The sequence below is a fragment of the Streptomyces sp. SID12488 genome, from assembly GCF_010548275.1.
Lineage (GTDB): Bacteria > Actinomycetota > Actinomycetes > Streptomycetales > Streptomycetaceae > Streptomyces.
The window spans coordinates 116098-136197 of sequence record NZ_JAAGLT010000006.1; the positions used below are offsets into that span (position 1 = coordinate 116098).

Consider the following 20100-nt stretch of genomic DNA (forward strand, 5'->3'; position numbering starts at 1 on the left):
CTCACCGGGAGTCGGAGGAGTCGGTGGCGTACATACGAGTACGGGTGATCACGATCCAGGCGGCCAGCACGCCGACCGAGAGCATGGCCAGCGACAGCGCGGCGGCCTTGCCGAAGTCGCCGTCCTGGGTGGCGTAGACGTAGGCGAGCTGGTTGACGGACCAGGTGGGGCTGATCTGGCCGGGGGCGCCGTTGGACAGCACGGTGGGCTCGACGAACACCTGGCTGCCGGCGGCGAAACTGGAGATCAGCACAAAGGCGACGTACGTGCGGACCATCGGCAGCTTGACGTGCCACATGGTCCGCCAGGCCGAGGCGCCGTCGACCTGCGCGGCCTCCAGGACGTCCTTCGGGAGCGCGTTGAGCGCCCCGTAGAGGACCACGATCCAGCCGCCGGCGTGCACGGCGACGCCCATCACGGTGAGGACGGCGATGACGCTGCCGCCGGACAGCGCGTCCGTGGCGCTCTTGACGTCCATCAGCCCGAGCAGGGGGGAGAACGGGCTGCTGTCCGGGCTGACCATGAACAGCCACAGCAGGGCCGCGGCCGATCCGGTGACCGCGCCGGGCAGGTAGTAGACGAGCTGGAGCACGCTCGTCGTGCGGCCGGGGCGGGCGTGCAGGGTGAAGGCGAGGGACAGGACGACCAGCAGCAGGATCGGCAGCCACAGCAGCAGATACGTCGCCACATGGGCGGCAGCGTCGCCGAGCCGGTAGTCCTGGAGGACCGCCGCCCAGTCGCGCCCGCCGGAGAAGGAGCCGTTGTCGACGAACGAGGTCCACAGGGCGTATCCGGCGGGCGCGAGCCCGAAGACCGCGAGGAACACCGTGTAGGGGCCGACGAGGATCCAGACGGCGACGGTACGGCCCGGTCGGCGACGGCGGCGGGATGTCACCTGCCGCGTGACGGCGACCGCGGACGGGCGGGTTGGCGTGAGTGTCTTCATCCGACCGTGTACCCGCTGGTCTTGGCCGCCGCCTCCAGTTTGTCCTGCCAACTCCCCAGGGAACTGCGGAGGTTGCCACCGGAGTCGACCGCCTTGACGAACGTGTCGTTGAAGCTGCTCTGCCAGTCGGCCTCGAAGCGGACCGCGCCGAAGCCGGGGCGCAGCGCGTTCGCCGCCGCGCTGAGGGCGGGCATCGGATCGGAGGCGTAGTACGGGTCCTTCGACTCGGCCTCGCCCCACTTCTTCGCGGCTGCCGTGAAGGCGGGGTAGGTGGGCTGCTTCGCCTGGAGGTTCACGTCGGTGGTCAGCCGGCGCACCAGGTCCGCGGCCTGCCTGGTACGCCCGTCGGCGTGCGCGGAGACGAGGAACGCTCCGCCGCCGACCTGTCCCGCGTACGGCTTGCTCTCGCCGGGCCAGGTGGGCATGGGTGCGGCGGCGATCCGGCCCCCCGGCACCTTGAAGGCGGGCCCGAACATGAAGTCACCGAACCAGGCGGGGGCCGGCAGCATCAGGATCTTGTCGCCCTTGCCGAACTTCGCGAAGCCCGGGTCGATGGGCAGGACCGTGGTGACGGCCTTCGCGCGGGCGAGCGGCTGGAGCAGGTCGGCGACCCGGGTGCAGTCCGGCCTGCCGAGGTCGATGTGGACTTCGGTGAGGCTGAGGGTGTCGCGGGTGGGGCAGCCGCTGCTGCCGAAGTAGATACCGGCGCCGTATTTGCCGTTGACGGCTCCGACGATGGTGCCGGGGTGCTCCTCGGCCGCCTTCAGACCGGTCCGCTGGTACTCGGCCCACGTCTTCGGGACCTGGTAGCCGTATCGCTTCATCAGCTTGGCGTCGTACCACAGGACGGTGGGGGCGATGTCGTTGCGCAGGCAGTACGTCTTGCCGCCGAAGGTGCAGGTCTCGAGGGAGCCGGGAGTGAAGCCGTCGCGGACGGTCTTCGGGACGAGGCCGTCGAGCGGGGCCGCGTAGCCGAACTTCTCGCTCGCGAGCGTCGCCGCCTCGGCCGGGTTGGCCAGGAAGACGACGTCGGGCCAGCCGCTCCTGGTGCGGTTCGCGAGCGAGATCTTGGTGGGCACATAGCCGGCGTCGGGCGGGATGGTGACGATGCGCATCTTCAGGTCGGGGTGGGCCTTCTCGTACTGCTGGGCCGCGGGCATACGGGTGTTGTCCACCCAGACCAGTAACTCGCCCTTCCCGTCACCCGAACCTCCGCCACCACCGGTTCCTCCGCATCCGGAGAGCACCAGAGCCGCAGCCGCGGCCAGAGAAGCCGCGCGCCATCTCTTCATGGGTAACCACCTTTTCGCCGTGAGCCCTACTTCGAGAACCAGGATTGCGATAGTTTTCGCAAAACTCGATCGCCGGCAACGTAGGAGATTCATCCGATGACGTCAACGGTTCAGACGGGATCCGGTCAGGAAAGACGGCGCACTCTGGCCGCAATAGCCGATCAGGCAGGCGTTTCGGTGTCCACAGTCTCCAAGGTGCTGCACGACAGATCCGATGTCTCTGCAGAGACGCGGGCCAAGGTGCAGCGACTGCTGGAACAACACGGCTATCTGGCGAAGCATCACCCGGCGGCCACCACCGCGCCGGCCGGCGGACTGATCGACTTCGTCATCAACGAACTGGACAGCCCCTGGGCGGTCGAGCTGATCCGGGGCGCGGAGGACGTCCTGCACGACGCGGGCATGGGGCTGGTGGTCTCCTCCACCCACGGCCGGACCAGACGCGCCCGTCAGTGGCTGGACTCGCTGGCCACCCGCTCCACACGCGGAGCGATTCTCGTGGTGCCCGAACTGACACCCGAGCAGCACGAGGAGCTGAGCCGGCTCGGCATCCCCTACGCGCTGGTGATGCCGATCGACGAACCCGCGCCGGGCACGCCGTGGGTGGGCGCGACCAACTGGCCAGGCGGACTGGCCGCGACCCGCCACCTCGTCGAGCTGGGCCACCGGCGCATCGCGATCATCAGCGGCCCGGAGCGCCGGCTCACCTCGCGGGCGCGGGTCGACGGCTACCGCTCAGCCCTGGCGGAGGCCGACCTGCCCTTCGATCCCGAGCTGGTGCGCTACGGCGACTTCACTCACGGCCTCGCGTACCAGCACGCCCTGGAAATCCTGTCGTTGCCCGACCGCCCGACGGCGATCTTCGCCGGCAGCGACCACCAGGCGCTGGGCACCTACCGGGCCGCCGCCGAACTGGGCCTGCGCATCCCGGCCGACGTCAGCGTGGTCGGCTTCGACGACCTGCCCTTCGCGGACTGGGTCACCCCACGCCTGACGACGGTCCGCACCCCGCTGGCCGACATGACAGCACTCGCGGCCCGGATGGTGCTGCGACTGCTGTCCGGGGAGCAGCCGGAAACGACACGCGTGGAAGTGGCGACCGAGCTGGTGGTGCGGGAGAGCAGCGGCCCCCCTCCGGCACCTTGAGCCGCCCGACCCGGCAGGAAGGCAGCTCCCTCAAAGGTCCACACCAATAAAGGCCGCGCTAGCCCTTTCGCCCTCACGCGTGTCATGGCATGCTCACCGCTCGGCACACATCTGAACATCGTTCACATCCATGAAAGACCATGGAAAGGGCGAACGGACATGAGAGATGTACACGCAGCAGTCACCGGTGATCAAAATGTCATGAGCATGTCTACCGGTACGACCAGGCGCACCGCCCTCGGCAGCGCCATCGCCATCGCCATAACCGCAGGTACCGGCACCGCGGCGGCGACAGCCGGCTCGGGAACACGACCGGCCGGCACCCCACTCCTGTGGCGGGAGTTCACCCGCACACCCTTCACGCACCCGCAGATCCCGTACATCGGCCGGGCAGGTTGCCGCGGTGGGGCGGCCCGCCTCCCCCGCCGCCCCGCTGTCGCCGACATACGCGCCTTCGGAGCCGTGGCGGACGGCGCGACCGACTCCGCCCCCGCGATCAACCGTGCCATCGCCGCTGCCGGCAGGGCCGGCGGTGGCACGGTCACCATCCCGCCCGGCACCTTCCGCATCGACGACGTGATCCGTCTGGACCAGTCGAACGTGATCCTCAAGGGCGCGGGCAGCGGCCGCACGACCCTGTACGCGACGAAGAACCTCACCGAACTGATCGGCCCGTACGGCTCCCGCTACGGCGGCGACAAGTCGGGCTGGTCCTGGGCGGGCGGCCTGATCTGGCTGGCCCCCAGGGCCCGTTGGACCTCGCTCGTCGCCGCGATCAGGGTGAAGGCATGGCCCTTCGAGGGCTGGACGGGCAACCGGCGCGACGAGTGGCGCCCACTCACGGCGGTCGCCCCGGCCCGGCAGGGCTCCTGGACAATCACGGTGGCAGACCCGTCGTCACTGCGCCCCGGCGCCCTCGTCCTCCTCCGCCTGGCCGACGACGCGGACCACACTCTCCTGGAGCACATGTGCGGCGGCGGACCGGGGCCGGAGGCCTACTTCTGGGACGACAAGACGAAGCTGACCTCGTACGTCCCCTACGAGTGGCCCGTCCGCATCGCCCGGGTCCGGGGCCGCAAGGTCACTCTCGAACGTCCGCTCCCCCTCGACGTACGCCCGGAGTGGAATCCTCAACTGACTACGCACATAAAGGAGTTGACGGGCTCCGGGGTCGAAGGACTGACTCTTGAGGCGCCGGAGACCCCGCAGCAGCCGCATCTGCTGGACAAGGGACACAACGGGGTCGTCCTGCAGTGCGCGTACGACTGCTGGGTGGACGACGTGACGGTCCGCCACGTCGACAACGGCTTCGGCCTCGTGTCCGCCTCCGCGTGCACCCTACGGCGGACACGTGTCACTGGCCGCGGCTCCCACCACCCCTACTTCTGCCGCGAAGGCTCGCACGACAACCTCGTCGAGGACTTCACGATCGAGGAGCGCACCGTCCCCGCCCCCTCGAACACCCAACTGCACGGCATCAACGTCGAGGGGCTGTCCTCGTACAACGTCTGGTCGCGCGGCGACATGCGGATGGGCACCTTCGACAGCCACCGCGGGCTGCCCTTCGCCAACGTCCGCACCGACATCACCCTGAACAACAACGGCCGCCACGGCGGTGACGCCAGCGCCGGCCCCCTGTTCGGCGCCCGCTTCACCCACTGGAACATCCGCGTCACCAACGCCCGCGCGGGACTGGTCAGGATCGACGGCCTGGCACCGTACTCCGCCACCGTCGGCATCGGCGAGGTCGGGGAGTTCGACCAGATCGACGTACCCGACTTCACCGGTGACCTGCACACCCGCCTGGAGCTGTACGGCAGCCCGCACGCGGTACGGCCGCGGAATCTGCACACGGCACAGCGCTCGCTGTAGCCCACGCGTCACCACCCGCACGTTCACCTACCTGAACGGAGTGGATCGATGAGCGCCTTCCCCTCAGTGTCACGACTGGGCGTCCTCCTGGTGGCCTTCGCCGCGTTCGCCGTCGGCGCCGCCGTCCCCACCGCCTCGGCGCGGGTGCCGGCGGGGGCCACACCCGAGGTCCCGCACACCGCCGTACTGGACGGCGCCCGGCTCCAGCAGACCAAGCGACGCGTGGATCGCGGCGACCGTCAACTGCGCCGAGCCGTGCAGGCGTTGACGGTCCGCGCCGACAAATGGCTGGGCCAGGGCCCCTGGACGGTCGTCGACAAGCCGCGGCCCGCGCCCGGCGGCGATGTCCACGACTACCTCAGCCAGGCTCCCTACTGGTGGCCCTCTAAGCCCCCGACCACCGACAACCCCTGGGGCTGCCCGTACGTGCAACGCGACGGCGAGCGCAACCCCGAGGTCGACACCGGCACCGACCGCCAGGACGTCGAGAAGACCTTCGACGCCGCGTACGACCTCTCCCTCGCCTGGTACTACACGGGCCAAAGGCGGTACGCCGAGAAGGCCGGGCAGGTGCTGCGCACCTGGTTCCTCGACCCGGCCACGAGGATGAACCCGAACCTGAACCACGCGCAGTTCATTCCCTGCAAGTACGACGGCCGTGCCATCGGCATCATCGACTTCTCGCAGTCCTTCACCAGCGTCCTCGACGCGCTCGCCCTGCTGGACACCGGCGCCCCGGGCTGGACCGGGAAAGACCGGGCCGCCATGGCGAGGTGGAACAGCGACTTCCTCGACTGGCTCAGGAACAGCGGCTTCGGCAAGGAGGAGGCCGCCGCGACCAACAACCACGGCACCTTCTACGACATGCAGCTCGCCGCACTCGCCTACGCGACCGGCGACAAGGACCTGGCCCGTCGAACCGTCCTGAACGTCCGGAGTACGCGCATCGCACCGCAGATCGCCTCCGACGGCAGCCAGCCACAGGAGCTGGCGCGGACCAGGAGCTGGCACTACTCGACCTTCGCCCTGGTCGCCCACACCCGGCTCGCGGCCGTTGGCCGGCACGTCGGCGTGAACCTCTGGGCGTACCGAGGCCCGGACGGACAGAGTCTGTTCAAGGCGGTCGACTACCTGCTGCCAGCCGCCACGGGCGCCGTTGCCTGGCCGCACCGGGAGCTCGGATTCCTCCGGTACGCGGCGGACGACATCGTCCACGCCGCCGCCGATGCCGGTGATGCAGGGGCGCGGCGAGCTGTTTCACTCCTGGAGGAGCCGCCGGGCGGCGACCTGTGGGCCCTGCGCCCGGCGGCGGAACAGCTGGACTCCATCGCGGGCTGACCGGCAGCTCCCCGACCTGGGGGCCGTCCGAGCCTCGAACGGGTGCCGACCGTCAGACGGTCGGACCATCGACAGGTCGATCGCCCGGGAGACATCGGCAGGTCGAGAAGTCCGCAGGCCGTGATCACGTCGGCTGACGTGATCACGGCCTGCGGACTTCTCGAACACGTCCGGGGTCGATCCGTCCGGGCGCGAAAGCCCTCGCTGTGTGTCCGGGTTCCCGCGCTCTCAGGCGTTGGCCTGACGATGCCAGGCGGTCCTGCGCGGAGCGGCGTGGTGCGCGGGATCAACGGTCCGGGCGGCCTGCTGACGCCACAGCCACAGGGACGTCACGGACAACAGCCCGGTGAAGACCACCAGGAAGAGCACCGACACCCACATCTGTCGGCTTCCGGGATCGTCCCATCCCACCAGCGCAGACGAAACGGCCCACAAGGCGGCGCCCGCGGCATAGAAAAGGCGCATTCGGCGCAGTTGCCGCAGGGCTCGTACGGACTCGGCGTGATCAGTTTCCGGTGCCATGCCGACGCAGGTACCCCGATACGCGCCCTGTACCAGCCCCCGGCGAACTTTGTGAGGCGTTGCCGGCCGCTTGCCCACTTCGATCGGGCGCTGTGCCACAGCGCTGTTCGGCTCAGCAGCCGGCGGTGTCGCCGCTGGACGGGTCGGACAGGGCGACGCGGGCGGTGATGCGTTTGCCGACCGGTTCCCGCTCGGTGAAGAGGTCCTCGGTGACGGCCTTGACGATCTCCAGTCCGTGCTGGCCGATCCTGTCGGGATCGGCGGCCCGGGCTGCGGGCGCGGTGGGCTCGCTGTCCCATACGACGACGTCCACGGCGTGGGCGTTGATGCGCAGTTCCATCAGGACGGGGCCGGGGGCGTACTTGAGGGCGTTGGTGACCAGCTCGCTGACCACCAGCTGGGTGAGATCCTTCGCGCGCTCGGACACCGGCAGGTGATGGTCGGTGCTGGCCTGGTCGAGGAAGGCGATGGCGTGGTGGCGGGCGTCGGCGATGCAGCCGCTCTCTCCGTCCAGGGCGAAACCGGCACGCATCAGGTGCTCGTTCCTCGGCCCGGTACAACCGTCAACGTCGGCATGGGATCCCACGTGTCGCCCTCACTCCCCCCTTCACTCACGCAACTACCCGCGACGGCATCATGCATGCCCCGGGGAGTTTCGTCCGGCACCGCCAACCAGTGTGCATCCCACCACGGCGGTGGGGCAGAATCATCCACCTACACCTTGCCCGGGAAGCCCTAGCGCAGTTGAGGAGACGGTGGCCGACAACCAGAAGTCCCGCCTGCCCGACCGGCTCTCCGTCGAGTGCGAAGTGGTCGACGGCGGCGTCCGTGTCGTGACCGTGCGGGGTGAGATCGACCACGACGTCAAGGACATCCTCAGCGAGGCCCTGCTGCTCGAGGACGGCTCGGTGGCGCCGCAGCGGATCGTGGTGGAAGTCAGCGGTGTGACCTTCATGGACTCCAGCGGCATCAACGTCTTCGTCGCGGCCTACCAGCAGGTGAGCGACGTGCAGGGATGGCTGCGCATCGCCGGCGCCCAGGAATCCGTCCTGCGTGTCCTGACGCTGGTCGGCGTCGACGCCTTCATCCCGTGCCACCCCACCGTCGAGCAGGCCCTCAACGCCTGACCGTTTCACTCGGCCGGTCCGGCGAGCCCCGCCGAACGGCAGGGTCCCGCGCCTGGTGAGCCGCCGCGGGGCCGGTGAAACCCGTGGGGTCCGGGTGACCGGATGCCGTCTTGCCCGGACCCGTGGAGCTGCGTCACTGTCGTGGGGCACGGCCCGCCCACCGATGACCGACCGACGTCGGAGACTGCCCATGCTGCGGGTGCACTTCACCGCCGAAGACCTCGCACGCGTCCGCGTCGCCGCCGCCCCCGACCCGCTGTGGGAACTCACCAACAGCGTGCAGGTTCTGGCCACCGAGGCGAGCACCCTCGTGTACGGGGAGTGGCGACGGCTCGTCCGGCCCGGGCGGGGCCCGGTCGACGCGCTGCTCGCCGGGCTGATGCCGTCACGCGGCTACGCGCCCGACTTCCTCACCCCCGCCCTGAGCGGCTCCCCTGCCCTGGACAACGCGATCGACAAGGTCCTGAGCACGCCCAGGACGGTCCTGCGCGAGGATCTGGCCAGTCTGGCCTCCTCCACCGAGCGATCCTCCCCGCTACCGGCCACGACCCGCGCGCTGGCCGACGGCCAGCCGGACGCGCTGCGTCGCCTCGGCTCCGCCCTGCACGTCTACCACCGGCGGGCACTCGCGCCGCACTGGCCGCACATCCGGGCGCAGGTGGACGCCGACGTCGCCGTACGCACCCGGGCGGTCCTCGACGGTGGCGCCGACGGGCTCCTCGCGAGCTTCGCTCCCCTGCTGCGCTGGCGGCCACCCGTCCTCGTGGCCGACTACCCGGTCGACCGCGACGTGCGGCTCGATGGGCGTGGACTGCTGCTCCAGCCCTCCTTTTTCTGCCACCACCGACCCGTCATGCTCGCGGAACTGCGGGCCGACCTGACACCGGTCCTGGTCCACCCGATCCAGCACACCCCCGGCTGGGCGAGGGCGCGAGAGGCGGACGGACAGGGCGCGGAACTGGGCGCGCTGCTCGGGCGGACCAGGGCGGCGATCCTGGAGGATGTCGTGACCGGCCGTACGACGGGTGAACTCGCACAGCGGTTCGGGATCTCCGCGGCGGCGGCGAGCCAGCACACGGCGGTCCTGCGCCGAGCTGGCCTGCTGCTGAGCATGCGCCGGAACAAGTACATGGTGCACACCATCACGCCCACCGGCCTGGCCCTGCTCGCCGGCATCCCCAGCACCCCGCCCGGCCGCTGACGGCTGACGGCTGACGCGCAGGTTCGATTAAGGCAGGCCTTCAAGGTGTGGTGACGGTGTGGCAGCGGCCGACAGCCTGGTCGTGCGGGGCCGCACCAGGACCCGCGAGCCCTGTATGCCGCATCCTGAAGGGGAACCACACCATGCCCAGCAAACGCTCCGTGCTCGCCGCTGTCGGCGCCCTGGTCTGCCTGCTGGCAGCCGTGTTCGCCGCTGCGCCGGCCCAGGCGACGGTGCCCGCGGGCCACGGTCCGGGCGGGCGGGTACTGATCCTGCCGCCGGCACCTTCCGGCGCCTCGGCGGTATCCGCCAGGTCCGCAGCCGTCAGCACGCCCACGTCGTCTCCGTCCGTCCGCACGGAGCACAAGCCGCCGAGCACCTCCTACACCTGCGCCAGCGGCAACCTCTGCGCCGTCGTCTGGGACCCGACCACGTCCGACTACAAGATCTTCTTCTTCTACTCCTGTAACAGGTACTACCTGTCCAGCTGGGACGGCACGGGTAACTACTACGACCATCAGACCGGCGGTGTGACCTCGTACTTCTACGGCCAGAGCGGCAACGTACTGAAGTCGTTCACCCCGGACTCCGGCATCCACGACTACAACTGGACGCCCGTCTGGTCCATCCGCAACTGCTGACCGCACGATGACGAAGGCTCCGGTGCCGCCGCGGGGAAGCGGCGCCGGAGCCTTCGCACGTCCAACTGGACACCGTCGGACCGGAGAGGCGGCATGGCGTTTGCCGTCGGCGGCATCGGACGGTCCGGCACGGCGGTACCGGCCATGTGCGGCTCGATCATCCGATGTGAGCCAGACCACATGCCCTGGGTGCATAGCGGGGTGGGGGCCAGTGTCTTTATTGCAGGTGTAGGGGCGTGCTGAAGCAAGGGACGACGGTGATGGGGCAGTTGCGGACCGACGAGTTCGACCGCTTCGTCGCGGCTCGGTGGTCGGCGTTGCTGCACCTGGCGCGGCTGCTCACCGGCGGAGACCGGCACCGCGCCGAGGATCTCCTGCAGGAGGCGCTCGTCAAGCTGTGGTTCGCCTGGCCGAGGGTGGCCGACCAGGCGCCCGAGGCATACGTGCGCAGGGTCCTGGCCCGTGCTGCGGCCCGCTCGTCGCGGCGCCGCTGGTGGGGCGAACAGCCCATGGACCAGCTGCCCGACCCGCCGGTGGTGCGGGACGAGAACGCCGCCGTGGACGAACGGACCCGACTGGAGGCGATGTTGGCGTTGCTGCCCGCGCGGCAGCGGGCCGCGGTGGTACTGCGCTTCTACCAGGACCTGCCCGAGCGGCACGTCGCGGAGGTGCTGGGGTGTCCGGTGGGTACCGCTCGTTCGCTCACGGCACGCGGCGTAGCACGGTTGCGGCTGCTCCTGGCGGAGACAGCCGAGCCGGTGGAGTGAAAGAGAGAACCATGGACCACTTCGAGCAGGAGCTGGCACGGATGATGCGTGACAGCCAGGAGGACTCGCCCTACGAGGACCGGCACCGACGTCGGCTTCAAGCCGGCGTTCGCGCCCGCCGAGAGGCCCGGACGGTGTGGACCGTCACCGGTTCCGTGCTGGCCCTTGCCGCACTCGGAGTCGGGCTGACGGTCCTGCCCAACTCCTTCGCCCAGGGCGGACCCACCGGCCCACAGCCCCGCCCCGTCACCTCTGCCGAGTCGGTTCCGATGCCGTCGACGGCCCGCCCCGCCTCCACCGCTCAGGAGGTGCCGATGCCGACCCGCACGTCGGCCACCAGGCCGGTGCCGATGCCGACCCGCACGTCAGCCACCAAGCCGGTGCCGATGCCGTACCGCCCCTCAGGCCTCGATCCGGTCCACCTGCCGACCTGGACGTCACCGGCCCGCTAGCGCATTGACCAGGTACAACCGTCACCGTTTTCGTTCTCGACGAGTTGAAAGACGACCACGTGACCCGTGAGAACACGACCGCGCTCGCCGACGAGCCGCGCGAGGCGGGCAATCCCGGGCCGACCTCCTGGGAGCGGCGACTGCGCCTCTTCGGGCACGTAGGACAGCCTCGGACGTCCACTCGCGACCTGCTGGTGCCACCGTTCGCCGAACCGGGGCCAGGCCTGTGGCACGTGCTCGGTCTGTCGCCGGTGGCGGTGGGCAGGCTCGCGCGCTGGTCGGGGTGGGGCTGGCCGCTGCTGGTGGCACTCCTTGCCGGGCTGCCGCGCTTCTGGCGCCTGGGCAGCCCGCGCGATGTCGTGTTCGACGAGACGTACTACGCCAAGGACGCCTGGTCCCTGCTGCGGCTCGGCTACGAGGGGACGTGGCCGGACAGGAAGGTCGCCGACCCGCAGATCCTGGCCGACCCGCAGGTGATCCCGCTCTCCCACACAGGGGCCTACGTCGCGCATCCACCGACGGGCAAGTGGGTGATCGCCGTCGGCGAGTGGATGTTCGGCCTCGACCCGTTCGGCTGGCGCTTCATGACGGCGGTCCTGGGCACGCTGTCGGTGCTGATGCTGTGCCGCGCAGGACGGCGTCTGTTCCGGTCTACGGCCCTGGGCTGCCTGGCCGGAGCGTTGATGGCGGTGGACGGTCTGCACTACGTGATGAGCCGCACCGCTCTGCTCGACATCGTCGTCATGTTCTTCGTCCTGGCCGCGTTCGGCTGCCTGCTCGTCGACCGGGACCGTGCGCGGGCCCAGCTTGCGGCAGCCCTACCGATGGACGACGACGGCCACGCGCGCCCCGACCAGGAAACCGGCGAGCGTGCCCGGACGGGAACGCGCCCCTGGCGGCTCGCGGCCGGTTTCTTCCTGGGCCTGGCGGCCTCGACCAAATGGAACGGCCTGTACTTCCTGGCGTTCTTCCTCGTCCTGACCGTGCTGTGGGACGTCGGCGCCCGCCGCGTCGCGGGGGCACGCCACCCGTACCGTGCGATGCTGCGCGCGGATTTCGGCTGGGCAGTGGTGTCCCTCGTTCCGGTGGCCGTGGTGACGTACCTGGTGACGTGGACGGGCTGGTTCCTGTCCGACGACGGATACGGGCGCCACTGGGCGGACGGCCGTGGTGGCACCTGGTCGTGGATCCCGGCCCCACTGCGCAGCCTGTGGCACTACGAGTACAGCGTCTACCAGTTCAACGTAGGACTGCACATCCCGCACAAGTACGAGTCGAACCCGTGGAGTTGGCTGGTCCTAGGCCGCCCTGTGCTGTTCGACTACCAGTCACCGGAACCCGGTACGGACGGCTGCCACACGGCGGCCGACTGCTCACAGGCGGTCCTCGCCCTGGGTACGCCGCTGCTGTGGTGGTCGGCATGCTGCGCGCTGGTGTATCTGCTCTTCCGCTGGGCGCTGCGCCGCGACTGGCGCGCGGGCGCCGTCCTGTGCGGAGTGGGTGCCGGTTATCTTCCCTGGTTCCTGTACCAGGACCGGACGATCTTCTCCTTCTACGCCGTCGTCTTCGTGCCGTACCTGTGCCTGGCCGTGGCGACGATGCTGGGCGCACTGCTGGGACCGCCGGGCGCGGACGCCGCACGCCGAACACGGGGTGCGGTGGCCGCGGGCACGCTGGTGCTCCTCATCACCTGGAACTTCGTCTACTTCTTCCCCATCTACACCGGACTGACGATTCCGTATTCCGGCTGGCACACCCGCATGTGGCTCGACACCTGGATCTGAGCTCGTCCGAACGCTCTCCGACGCGGGTCGCACACGGGCATGCCGTCAGGACGAAGTCCCCGTATTCGTATCGGGCCCGGTCCTACCGGTGGCCACGCAGGCGTGCGCGCAGGAGATTGGGGTCGGTGGCCGTGGTGTAGGCGGCACTGAGTACGTACACGTCGCGACCTCGCAGCGCGACGGAGGTGGGGTTCTGAAGTCCGTCGGTGGCGTCCAGGACGGTCGTGGCCGTGCCGTCGGGCCGGACGCGTACGACCGTGTTGGGGCCGTTGAGCGTGGCGAGGATCTCGTCTCCGCGGCCGGTGAAGGCGAAGTCATCGATACCGGTCAGGCCCGATGCCTTGATCCGCGGTGCTCCCGCGCGGTTTCCCGCACGGATCGGAATGCGCAGGACGGTGCCCTGGTCCAGGTTGGTCACCCACAGCGCGCCGCCGTGCACCTTCGCGCCGTTCGCTCCGAGGAAGCCGGTCGAGGCGAGTTCGGGAGCGGTGGACCACGCACGGGGTGTGCCGCCGGTGACGGGGACGGTCCATACGGTGCCGACTACCGAGTCGGTGATGTAGAGCTGTTCGCCGCGCTCGTCCAGTGCGAGCCCGTTGGGCAGGCCGGCGGCGGGCAGTGCGGCTATGCGCTGCGGCGCCTGTCCGGAGCGCAGCCTCCACAACCCCGTCAGGTCGGCGGTGCCGGTCGCGTACAGCACGTACACGGTGCCGTCCGAGGTGTGGACGATACCGGTGGCCAGCGGAAAGCCGAGGACCGGTGTGTTGATGCCCCCGTCGGCGGGTGCGGGCAGAGTCGCCAGGACGCGGGTGGTGCCTCGGGGGGTTACCTGAGCCACCTGCCGGCTGGCGGCGAAAGTGACGGCGGCCGTGCCGTCGGGCAACAGAGTGATGTTCTCCGGCATCTGACCGGCGGACAGGTCGAAGTGGGTGGCGACCCGTACATCCGTCAGTGTCCCTCCGGCGGACGTCGCGTTGGCGGGCACGGCCGCTGTGAGGGTGGCCGCGACCACCACAACTGCCGACATGATGAGTTCAATGCTTCGCTTGGACATGGTTCCTTCGTTGTTTTCGGGCATGCGGCAGCCGCAGTGCGGTGCCGTGGGCGTGAGGTGATTCGGGAGTCGCCGTGATCGTTCCGGCGACCGGCCGAGAGCTGGAGCGTCCGGTGAGAGGGGCTCAGGTCAAGGGGTGCGAGTTACGGCGCCGGGGCGCGGACGGGTCGATTCCTGTGGTGCGGTGGTGTGGGCGAGCAGGGTCAGGGCCGACGCGGACGGGGAACCTGGGACGGCCGTAGCCACCACCAGGGACGGTCCCGATCCTTGCGGGCTCTGCAGTGTCTGCTGGGTGACAGCCAGTGTCCCGACCAGCGGGTGGCGCATCTCGTACTCGGCGACATCGCAGGCCAGGATCCGGTGGTCGGCCCACATCGTGGCGAACTCCGGGCTGCGCATGGTCAGTTCACCGACCAGTCCGGCAAGCAGCGGATCGTCCGGGAAGCGGCCCGCCGTCAGACGCAGATTGCCCACCAGCGCCCGGGCCTTGGCAGGCCAGTCGGTGTACAGGTCACGGGTGTGCGTGTCGAGGAACACCAGTCTGGCCATGTTCGGCCGTCGGCCCGGTTCGTCGGGACTGTCCCAGTCGAGATGACCCGCGAACAGTCCGTGTCCCGGCCGGTTCCAGGCCAGGACATCGCTACGACGGCCGACGACGACAGCGGGTGTGCCCTCAAGGGCCGCCAGCAAGGCGCTCGTTGCCGGGGTGACGCCTTCGACAGGCGGACGGTCGGCAGCCCTGGACCTTCTCGGCGTACGGGCCAGAGTGTGCAGATGGGCGCGCTCGGACTCGTCCAGTCGCAGGGCCCTCGCCACGGCGTCGAGTACCTCGCGCGAGGCGTTGCGTGACTGGCCCTGCTCGAGGCGGGTGTAGTAGGGCGCGCTGATGCCCGCGAGCATGGCGAGCTCCTCCCGGCGCAGGCCGGGCACCCTGCGTCGTTCACCGTAGGTCTCCAACCCGACGTCTTCGGGACGCAGTTGGCTACGGCGTGCCTGGAGGAAGTCGGCGAGATGCCCCTGCTTGTTCATGGAACCGAGTATGCGTACCGCAGACGATCCGCGCCTCACCCCGCTGGGGTAGGGATCCTCAGGGTCTTGCTCAGCCCGGTCCCGGTTTCCGGGATGAGCCACGTTCCGGGGTGTGCCTGGTGAAGCACGGGACGCGGCAACTTCCAGGAAGGGCCCCCACGGCAACTCCGTACCGCTGACGAACGCAGCCGGCGGCATCACGAAGAAGGCAGGGCCGGCCATCAGAAGGAACCTCCGAGCGGTCTCGACGCCGAGCCGTGACGACGGGATTCGACGAGCCCGCCGTCCGCCACGGGGCAAGCGCACTGGTCGCCGTTGTCGACGAGTGGTCATGACCAGCGCCACCACGTGCCGGGCGGCTAACCTCGGCAGCCATGAACCAGCGTCGGCGCAAGAAACTCTCCAAAAACCTCGTTGTGGCTGCCATGTTGGGAGACACCTCGCGCGTCAGAACGCTTCTGCGAACTGGAGCCCACCCAGGGGCAGCGAATTCCGAGGGCACCACGCCTTTGTACGCCGCATCCGTACAAGGAGTCGCCGACATCGCTCGCCTGCTCCTGACGGCCGGCGCATCGCCCGACACCGAAAGCGGACACGGCGCGGAAGGCACGCCCTTGTGCGCAGCCGCAAGCTGGGGTCATACCGAAACCGTGCGCGAGTTGCTGGCTCACGGCGCCGACCCGAACCTCCGCGAGGACCAGGGTGCGGGCCACTCGCCTCTCGACTGGGCTGTACGCGGCCCTTATCCGGAAACTGCCGAGCTGCTCCTCGCGGCGGGAGCTGCTCCGCACGAGGAAACCACGTAGCGCTCGGCGATCCAACGGAAACCTGTGGACCGACACCGACGACCCTGCACTGATCTCCAGCAGGAAGCCCGTCCGTTCCGGTGACGGGGTGTACGGGCCCGGCGTCGCGAAGCCGTGCCTACACCGAGTACGGGCCTGCGCCCAGATCTGCGGCAGCAACAAGGGGCGATTCACCGGGCGTTGCGGTCGACATGGCCTCCCTGGACAAGCGAGCCTTCCGCCATGGCGGAGTCCGAGGCCGAACCCCGCGGCTGCGTGGCGTTCATGGGCACAGGAACCTGTCCAAGGTCCACCGACGGCTGTCGAAAATGCCCCGGCCGGGATGCAGGAGACAACCGCGTCGCTGCCACAGTGGTCATGGGCAGGGTCACCTCCGCTCGTGCGGGGGTGACCCGTCGCCGGGGCCCACGGGCCCCTCTGCCAGGGGCTATGGCCCACTGTGCCGATGCCTCGCCGTCCGGAGAGCTACTTGCGAGGGAGCGAGAGGTTGATGATCGGGAGTCGCTTGGTCGTGCCCGCCACGTAGAGGTCCCTGGGAGCCGTGCGCAGCACGAACCTGTCGTCGTAGTCCCGCACACGCACCGACATCACGAAGAAGCCGTCGTCCTCGGTGGTCGTCTTTACGCGGTACTCGCCCTCCCAGTAGGTCTGCAGGAAGACCTCGTTGCCCGCGCGCTCGACGCCCCTGGGGACAGTGACCTTGCCCTGGACGGTGAGGATGGTGCCCTTCTTCACCTTCCTCTTGTTGACCGTGTAACTGAGCGTGCTGGCCTTGGCCTTGGTCGCCACGGTGGTATCCGTGTAGTAGCCGTCCTGCGGGGTGTTGGGGTTGCCGTCCTCGTCGTAGTAGGCCGTGATGTCCACCTTGCGCTGGACGTTGAGCAGGCTGCTGCCGCCCTCGTGATCGATGTTGACGTTGCGGATGGTGAACTTCCCCTTGGCGTCGGTGACCGGCTTACCCAGGTCGCGCGGTTCGTAGTACGTGGGGTCGATCGGGTCGCTCCACGGATTCCAGGTGGTGAAGCGGACGACCTCCTGGATGGTGACGGGGATGTTGGGCGCCGGGGTGCCGTCGGCCTTGGTGACCGTGCCGGTGACGTCGACGTGGCGGTTGTTGTAGTCGGTGCTGGTCGGGTTGGTGCTCACCTTCAGCACGTAGTCACGGACCGGCGCGGCGTCGGAGGACTTCGCGGAGGCGGTGGGCACGGCGAGGGCGCCTGCGGCGAGCAGGAGCGCGGCGGTGGTGGCGAGACGCTTCGACAGGGACTTCTCAGGCACGGTCAACTCCAAGTTCGTTCGGGACTAGAGGAGTTGCGCCGAGCGGCACCGGTTCCGCCGCGACGCAGGTGTGCGACACACCGGGTTCGACCGGCGGGGCGGGAAGAGAGTTGTACCTGTGCGTCCGCTGTTACACGGCTGTAGCAGGAGACCGCTTCGTGCGGGTCGCATTGCTCTGCCGGTGAGCGGCGGCGTACCGGCGGCGGGCCCCGAGCCGACCGTGGCGCCGACGTCCATGGGGACGGCGTCGGGGACCTGGTGGTCGCCTGGCGGCGTGGCTCACGAAGGAAGCCATGTGCACGCGCCAGGGATACATGAACGCCGAGCAGTCAGCGGCATTCGAAAAGTTCTTGGGCCGACAATCTCCGGTCGGCGAACAGTGAACCGTTCCGGGACCGGTCCACCTCCCGCCGGGTCGCCCTCACCTCAACGTGGTTCAGGACTACGTCGTTTCGTCCGGTCTCCTGCGATTGCCGTGCCAGTCCAGGATCAGGACCGTGGCGTCGTCCTTGAGGCTGCCGTGACAGGCTTCGAGCACCGCGGCGGTCAGGCTCCGGACGGCTTCGCGCGGGTGCAGCGCGCGGGTGTCGTGAACGACCGCGGCCAGGTCGACGGCCGCTGCACCGCGCTCCTGCATTCCGTCGGTGAGCAGGACCAGGCGGTCTCCCGGACGCAGCTGCAGTTCCTGCAGGCGGTAGGAGCTGGGTGCCGACACGCCGAAGGGCAGGTTGACGGCGAGTTCCAGCTCTTCGACGGCGTCGCCGCGCAGCCGCAGTGGCCGGGGATGGCCGGCGTTGACCAGTTCGCACAGGCCAGTGTCGAGGTCGACGCACAGCAACTGTCCGGTGGCCAGGCCACGGCTGTGGCGCAACAGGGCCTCGTGGGCCTGCCGGGCCTGCTTCAGTGCGTCGCAGCCGCTGCGGCGGGCCCGCCGCAGCGCGCCGACCAGCAAGGTGGCCAGCAGGGCGGAGTCCGTGTCGTGGCCCATGGCGTCGGTGATCGACAGGTGCAGGGTGTCGCGGTCGAGCGTGTAGTCGTAGGTGTCGCCACCGATGTCGTCGGCCGGGACCAGTCCGGCGGCCAGCGTGAACTGCTCCGCCTCGCAGCAGGGTGCCGAGGGAAGCAACTGATGCTGGATCTCGGCCGCCAGGCTGGGCTTGGTGGTACGCCGGCCCAGGTGGTACAGGTCGGTGAAACGGCGGTCGGTGACGATGATGTAGGCCAACGCGTGTGCGGCGTTGCGGACTTGGCGCAGTACGGTGTCGTCGGCCGACTGGAGAGTCACCTCCAGAACACCGATGCAGTCACCGCGGTTGGTGACCGGCGTGATGACGTTTCGCCCGCCCTGACCGTCCGGTTCCACGTGCTGGCGCTGGCTCCGCAGAACGGCGTCGTAGACGCTTCCCCGCAGAGCGATCGGCCCGGCATCGTCGAGGGCCTCGTCGCCGGCCGCGGCGAGCCGAATCAGCCGCTGGCCGATCAGGTCGACGAACAGGAAAGACACCCGTTCGGCACCGAACCGCTTCTGCAGGTCGTGTGCCACCACGTCGACGGACTCACCGGGCGGGGCCGCTTCCGCAGCGGCCAGCAACTCGCCCAGTTCCAGATCTTCACCCGTCACGACAACCTCCTGTCTGCTGCCGCCCTTCTTCCCCGAGTCTGCGCAACATCACCTGCTTCGTTGATTTTGCCTGGTCAGAGAGCCGGCCAGGTCGGTACGGGGGGGTCCCTGGTCCGTCAGGCGGTGTCCTCGGGCAGCCGGGCGGGGCACCCGCCCACAAGGCAGACGTGCCGTCGCGGGGTGCGGATCACCTTCGGCAGCGGCTCGCGACGGTGGCATGGTCCGCGCCTACGCGTTGTCACGGGTGCCCGTGACTGAGAACGCTCGGGACCGGCCCGCCCCCTGCCAAGAGGGGAATTCTTGGGACTTTCAGGGCCGTTGGACATCACGGCAGGTGATTCTCGCGTCGTCGTCGAACGAACCCGAGGAGACCCACCCCATGCCCGCTGAAGACCGCGGGGTCGCTGCCCCTGGTCTCAGCGCAGGCCGGCGTCTGGTTCGCCCAGCAACTGGGCCCTCTGCGCCGTGCCTACGCCGTCGGCGAGGACCTGGAAATCCGCGGAGCCGTGGACCCGGGACTCCTCCAAGGAGGCGCTGCGCCGGATGCTGGCGGAGACCGAGGCGCTCGGCATGTGCTTCGCGGAGGCGGACGGTGTGGTGCGGCAGCGGCCGGCCGGTCGGCCGCCGTTCCGGCTGGAGACCGTCGACGTGAGCGGCGCCCCCGACCCGCTCGCCGCCGCCGAGGCACGCATACGGGCCGAGCTGGACCAGCCGATGGACCCGGCGACCGGTGATGTGCACCGGCAGTTGCTGGTGCACACGGGGCCCGAGTCCTTCTGCTGGATGCAGGGCTACCTCCACATCGTCACCGACGGCGTGAGCGGCACCCTCATCGCCCGCCGGGTCGCGGCGCACTACTCCGCGCTGATGAGCGGCGAACCCGTGCCGCCGTCCGGCGCGGCGCCGTGGCGGGAGATCGTGGCCGAGGAGGAGGCCTGCCTCGCCTCCGACGCCCGGGATGCCGACCGGGCCTTCTGGCGGGGCACGCTCCCCGTCGCCCAGGGCGAACCGGGTGCGAAGCGCCTCGTGCCGGCCGAGCAGCCGCTGCGCGCAGACCGCTGCTGCGCCCGCGAGGCATGGAAGAGGGCGAAGACCGGCTCCGTGGACGATTCTGTGGACGGTTCTCCCGAAACGACCGGGACTACCGGAACGTGAGTGGCCAAGACGACTCCCTCGACCGTCACGCCTTTTCTGACGCGCGGCACCAATTTCACCTGCTGGGTG

General features: G+C 69.6%; 19 protein-coding genes. 11 read left to right on the top strand and 8 right to left on the bottom strand.

From position 1 onward, the window contains the following. Position 1: 1 nt before the first annotated feature. Together G3I56_RS12185 and G3I56_RS12190 are read right to left on the bottom strand one after the other, a co-directional pair. Positions 2 to 946, bottom strand: a complete 945-nt coding sequence (locus G3I56_RS12185; RefSeq protein WP_164408942.1) for a sugar ABC transporter permease — start codon at positions 944 to 946, stop codon at positions 2 to 4. Continuing rightward, a complete protein-coding gene (locus G3I56_RS12190) occupies positions 943 to 2238 on the bottom strand; it encodes an extracellular solute-binding protein (protein WP_164408943.1) in 1296 nt (431 codons plus the stop codon). Before G3I56_RS12190 ends, G3I56_RS12185 begins: the two co-directional genes overlap by 4 nt. A gap of 96 nt (positions 2239 to 2334) precedes the next feature. Between G3I56_RS12190 and G3I56_RS12195 the strand changes: the two genes are divergently transcribed. From G3I56_RS12195 to G3I56_RS12205, 3 genes are all read left to right on the top strand, one after another. Next, positions 2335 to 3384: a LacI family DNA-binding transcriptional regulator gene (locus tag G3I56_RS12195; protein WP_164408944.1), complete on the top strand. Its 1050-nt coding sequence runs from the start codon at positions 2335 to 2337 to the stop codon at positions 3382 to 3384. Between the two features lie 201 nt (positions 3385 to 3585). Beyond that, positions 3586 to 5256, top strand: coding sequence for a glycosyl hydrolase family 28-related protein (locus G3I56_RS12200; protein ID WP_164408945.1), 1671 nt, complete (start codon positions 3586 to 3588; stop codon positions 5254 to 5256). A 48-nt stretch (positions 5257 to 5304) separates the two neighbouring features. After that, a complete protein-coding gene (locus tag G3I56_RS12205; protein WP_164408946.1) occupies positions 5305 to 6594 on the top strand; it encodes an alginate lyase family protein in 1290 nt (429 codons plus the stop codon). 228 nt (positions 6595 to 6822) lie between these two features. Here the strand turns inward: G3I56_RS12205 and G3I56_RS12210 are convergent, their stop codons facing one another. Both G3I56_RS12210 and G3I56_RS12215 read right to left on the bottom strand, forming a co-directional pair. Continuing rightward, positions 6823 to 7116: a hypothetical protein gene (locus G3I56_RS12210; RefSeq protein WP_164408947.1), complete on the bottom strand. Its 294-nt coding sequence runs from the start codon at positions 7114 to 7116 to the stop codon at positions 6823 to 6825. A gap of 112 nt (positions 7117 to 7228) precedes the next feature. Further along, complete coding sequence (locus tag G3I56_RS12215; RefSeq protein ID WP_203689728.1) at positions 7229 to 7648, bottom strand: ATP-binding protein; 420 nt, start codon at positions 7646 to 7648, stop codon at positions 7229 to 7231. A gap of 223 nt (positions 7649 to 7871) precedes the next feature. Here G3I56_RS12215 and G3I56_RS43735 point away from each other — a divergent pair, with 223 nt between their 5' ends. From G3I56_RS43735 to G3I56_RS12245, 6 genes are all read left to right on the top strand, one after another. Beyond that, positions 7872 to 8243 carry an STAS domain-containing protein gene (locus G3I56_RS43735; RefSeq protein WP_343239925.1) on the top strand — a complete coding sequence of 124 codons (372 nt, stop codon included), beginning with the start codon at positions 7872 to 7874 and terminating at the stop codon, positions 8241 to 8243. 163 nt (positions 8244 to 8406) lie between these two features. Continuing rightward, positions 8407 to 9444, top strand: coding sequence for a helix-turn-helix domain-containing protein (locus G3I56_RS12225; RefSeq protein ID WP_239134841.1), 1038 nt, complete (start codon positions 8407 to 8409; stop codon positions 9442 to 9444). A gap of 143 nt (positions 9445 to 9587) precedes the next feature. Continuing rightward, positions 9588 to 10085, top strand: coding sequence for a hypothetical protein (locus G3I56_RS12230; RefSeq protein WP_164408950.1), 498 nt, complete (start codon positions 9588 to 9590; stop codon positions 10083 to 10085). 260 nt (positions 10086 to 10345) lie between these two features. After that, positions 10346 to 10852, top strand: a complete 507-nt coding sequence (locus G3I56_RS12235) for a SigE family RNA polymerase sigma factor (protein ID WP_164409158.1) — start codon at positions 10346 to 10348, stop codon at positions 10850 to 10852. 11 nt (positions 10853 to 10863) lie between these two features. Further along, positions 10864 to 11304 (top strand): hypothetical protein, encoded by a 441-nt coding sequence (locus G3I56_RS12240; RefSeq protein WP_164408951.1) that lies wholly within the window; start codon positions 10864 to 10866, stop codon positions 11302 to 11304. 140 nt (positions 11305 to 11444) lie between these two features. Then, the gene (locus tag G3I56_RS12245) at positions 11445 to 13088 is read left to right on the top strand and encodes a phospholipid carrier-dependent glycosyltransferase (RefSeq protein WP_164409159.1); all 1644 of its coding nucleotides are present in this window, start codon (positions 11445 to 11447) and stop codon (positions 13086 to 13088) included. Positions 13089 to 13170: 82 nt separating this feature from the next. On the opposite strand, the gene G3I56_RS12250 is transcribed toward G3I56_RS12245, so the two are convergent. After that, on the bottom strand, positions 13171 to 14142 hold the full coding sequence (locus G3I56_RS12250; protein WP_164408952.1) for a hypothetical protein: 972 nt from the start codon (positions 14140 to 14142) through the stop codon (positions 13171 to 13173). Between the two features lie 129 nt (positions 14143 to 14271). After that, positions 14272 to 15171 (bottom strand): helix-turn-helix transcriptional regulator, encoded by a 900-nt coding sequence (locus G3I56_RS12255; RefSeq protein ID WP_164408953.1) that lies wholly within the window; start codon positions 15169 to 15171, stop codon positions 14272 to 14274. A gap of 374 nt (positions 15172 to 15545) precedes the next feature. Here G3I56_RS12255 and G3I56_RS12260 point away from each other — a divergent pair, with 374 nt between their 5' ends. Beyond that, positions 15546 to 15977 carry an ankyrin repeat domain-containing protein gene (locus tag G3I56_RS12260; RefSeq protein ID WP_164408954.1) on the top strand — a complete coding sequence of 144 codons (432 nt, stop codon included), beginning with the start codon at positions 15546 to 15548 and terminating at the stop codon, positions 15975 to 15977. Positions 15978 to 16442: 465 nt separating this feature from the next. Here G3I56_RS12260 and G3I56_RS12265 read toward each other — a convergent pair whose 3' ends face one another. Both G3I56_RS12265 and G3I56_RS12270 read right to left on the bottom strand, forming a co-directional pair. Beyond that, positions 16443 to 17255, bottom strand: a complete 813-nt coding sequence (locus tag G3I56_RS12265) for an acyl carrier protein (protein ID WP_164408955.1) — start codon at positions 17253 to 17255, stop codon at positions 16443 to 16445. Positions 17256 to 17697: 442 nt separating this feature from the next. Further along, positions 17698 to 18876: a PP2C family protein-serine/threonine phosphatase gene (locus tag G3I56_RS12270; protein ID WP_164408956.1), complete on the bottom strand. Its 1179-nt coding sequence runs from the start codon at positions 18874 to 18876 to the stop codon at positions 17698 to 17700. Between the two features lie 465 nt (positions 18877 to 19341). Here G3I56_RS12270 and G3I56_RS12275 point away from each other — a divergent pair, with 465 nt between their 5' ends. Further along, positions 19342 to 20031, top strand: a complete 690-nt coding sequence (locus G3I56_RS12275; RefSeq protein WP_164408957.1) for a condensation domain-containing protein — start codon at positions 19342 to 19344, stop codon at positions 20029 to 20031. Positions 20032 to 20100 lie beyond the last annotated feature (69 nt).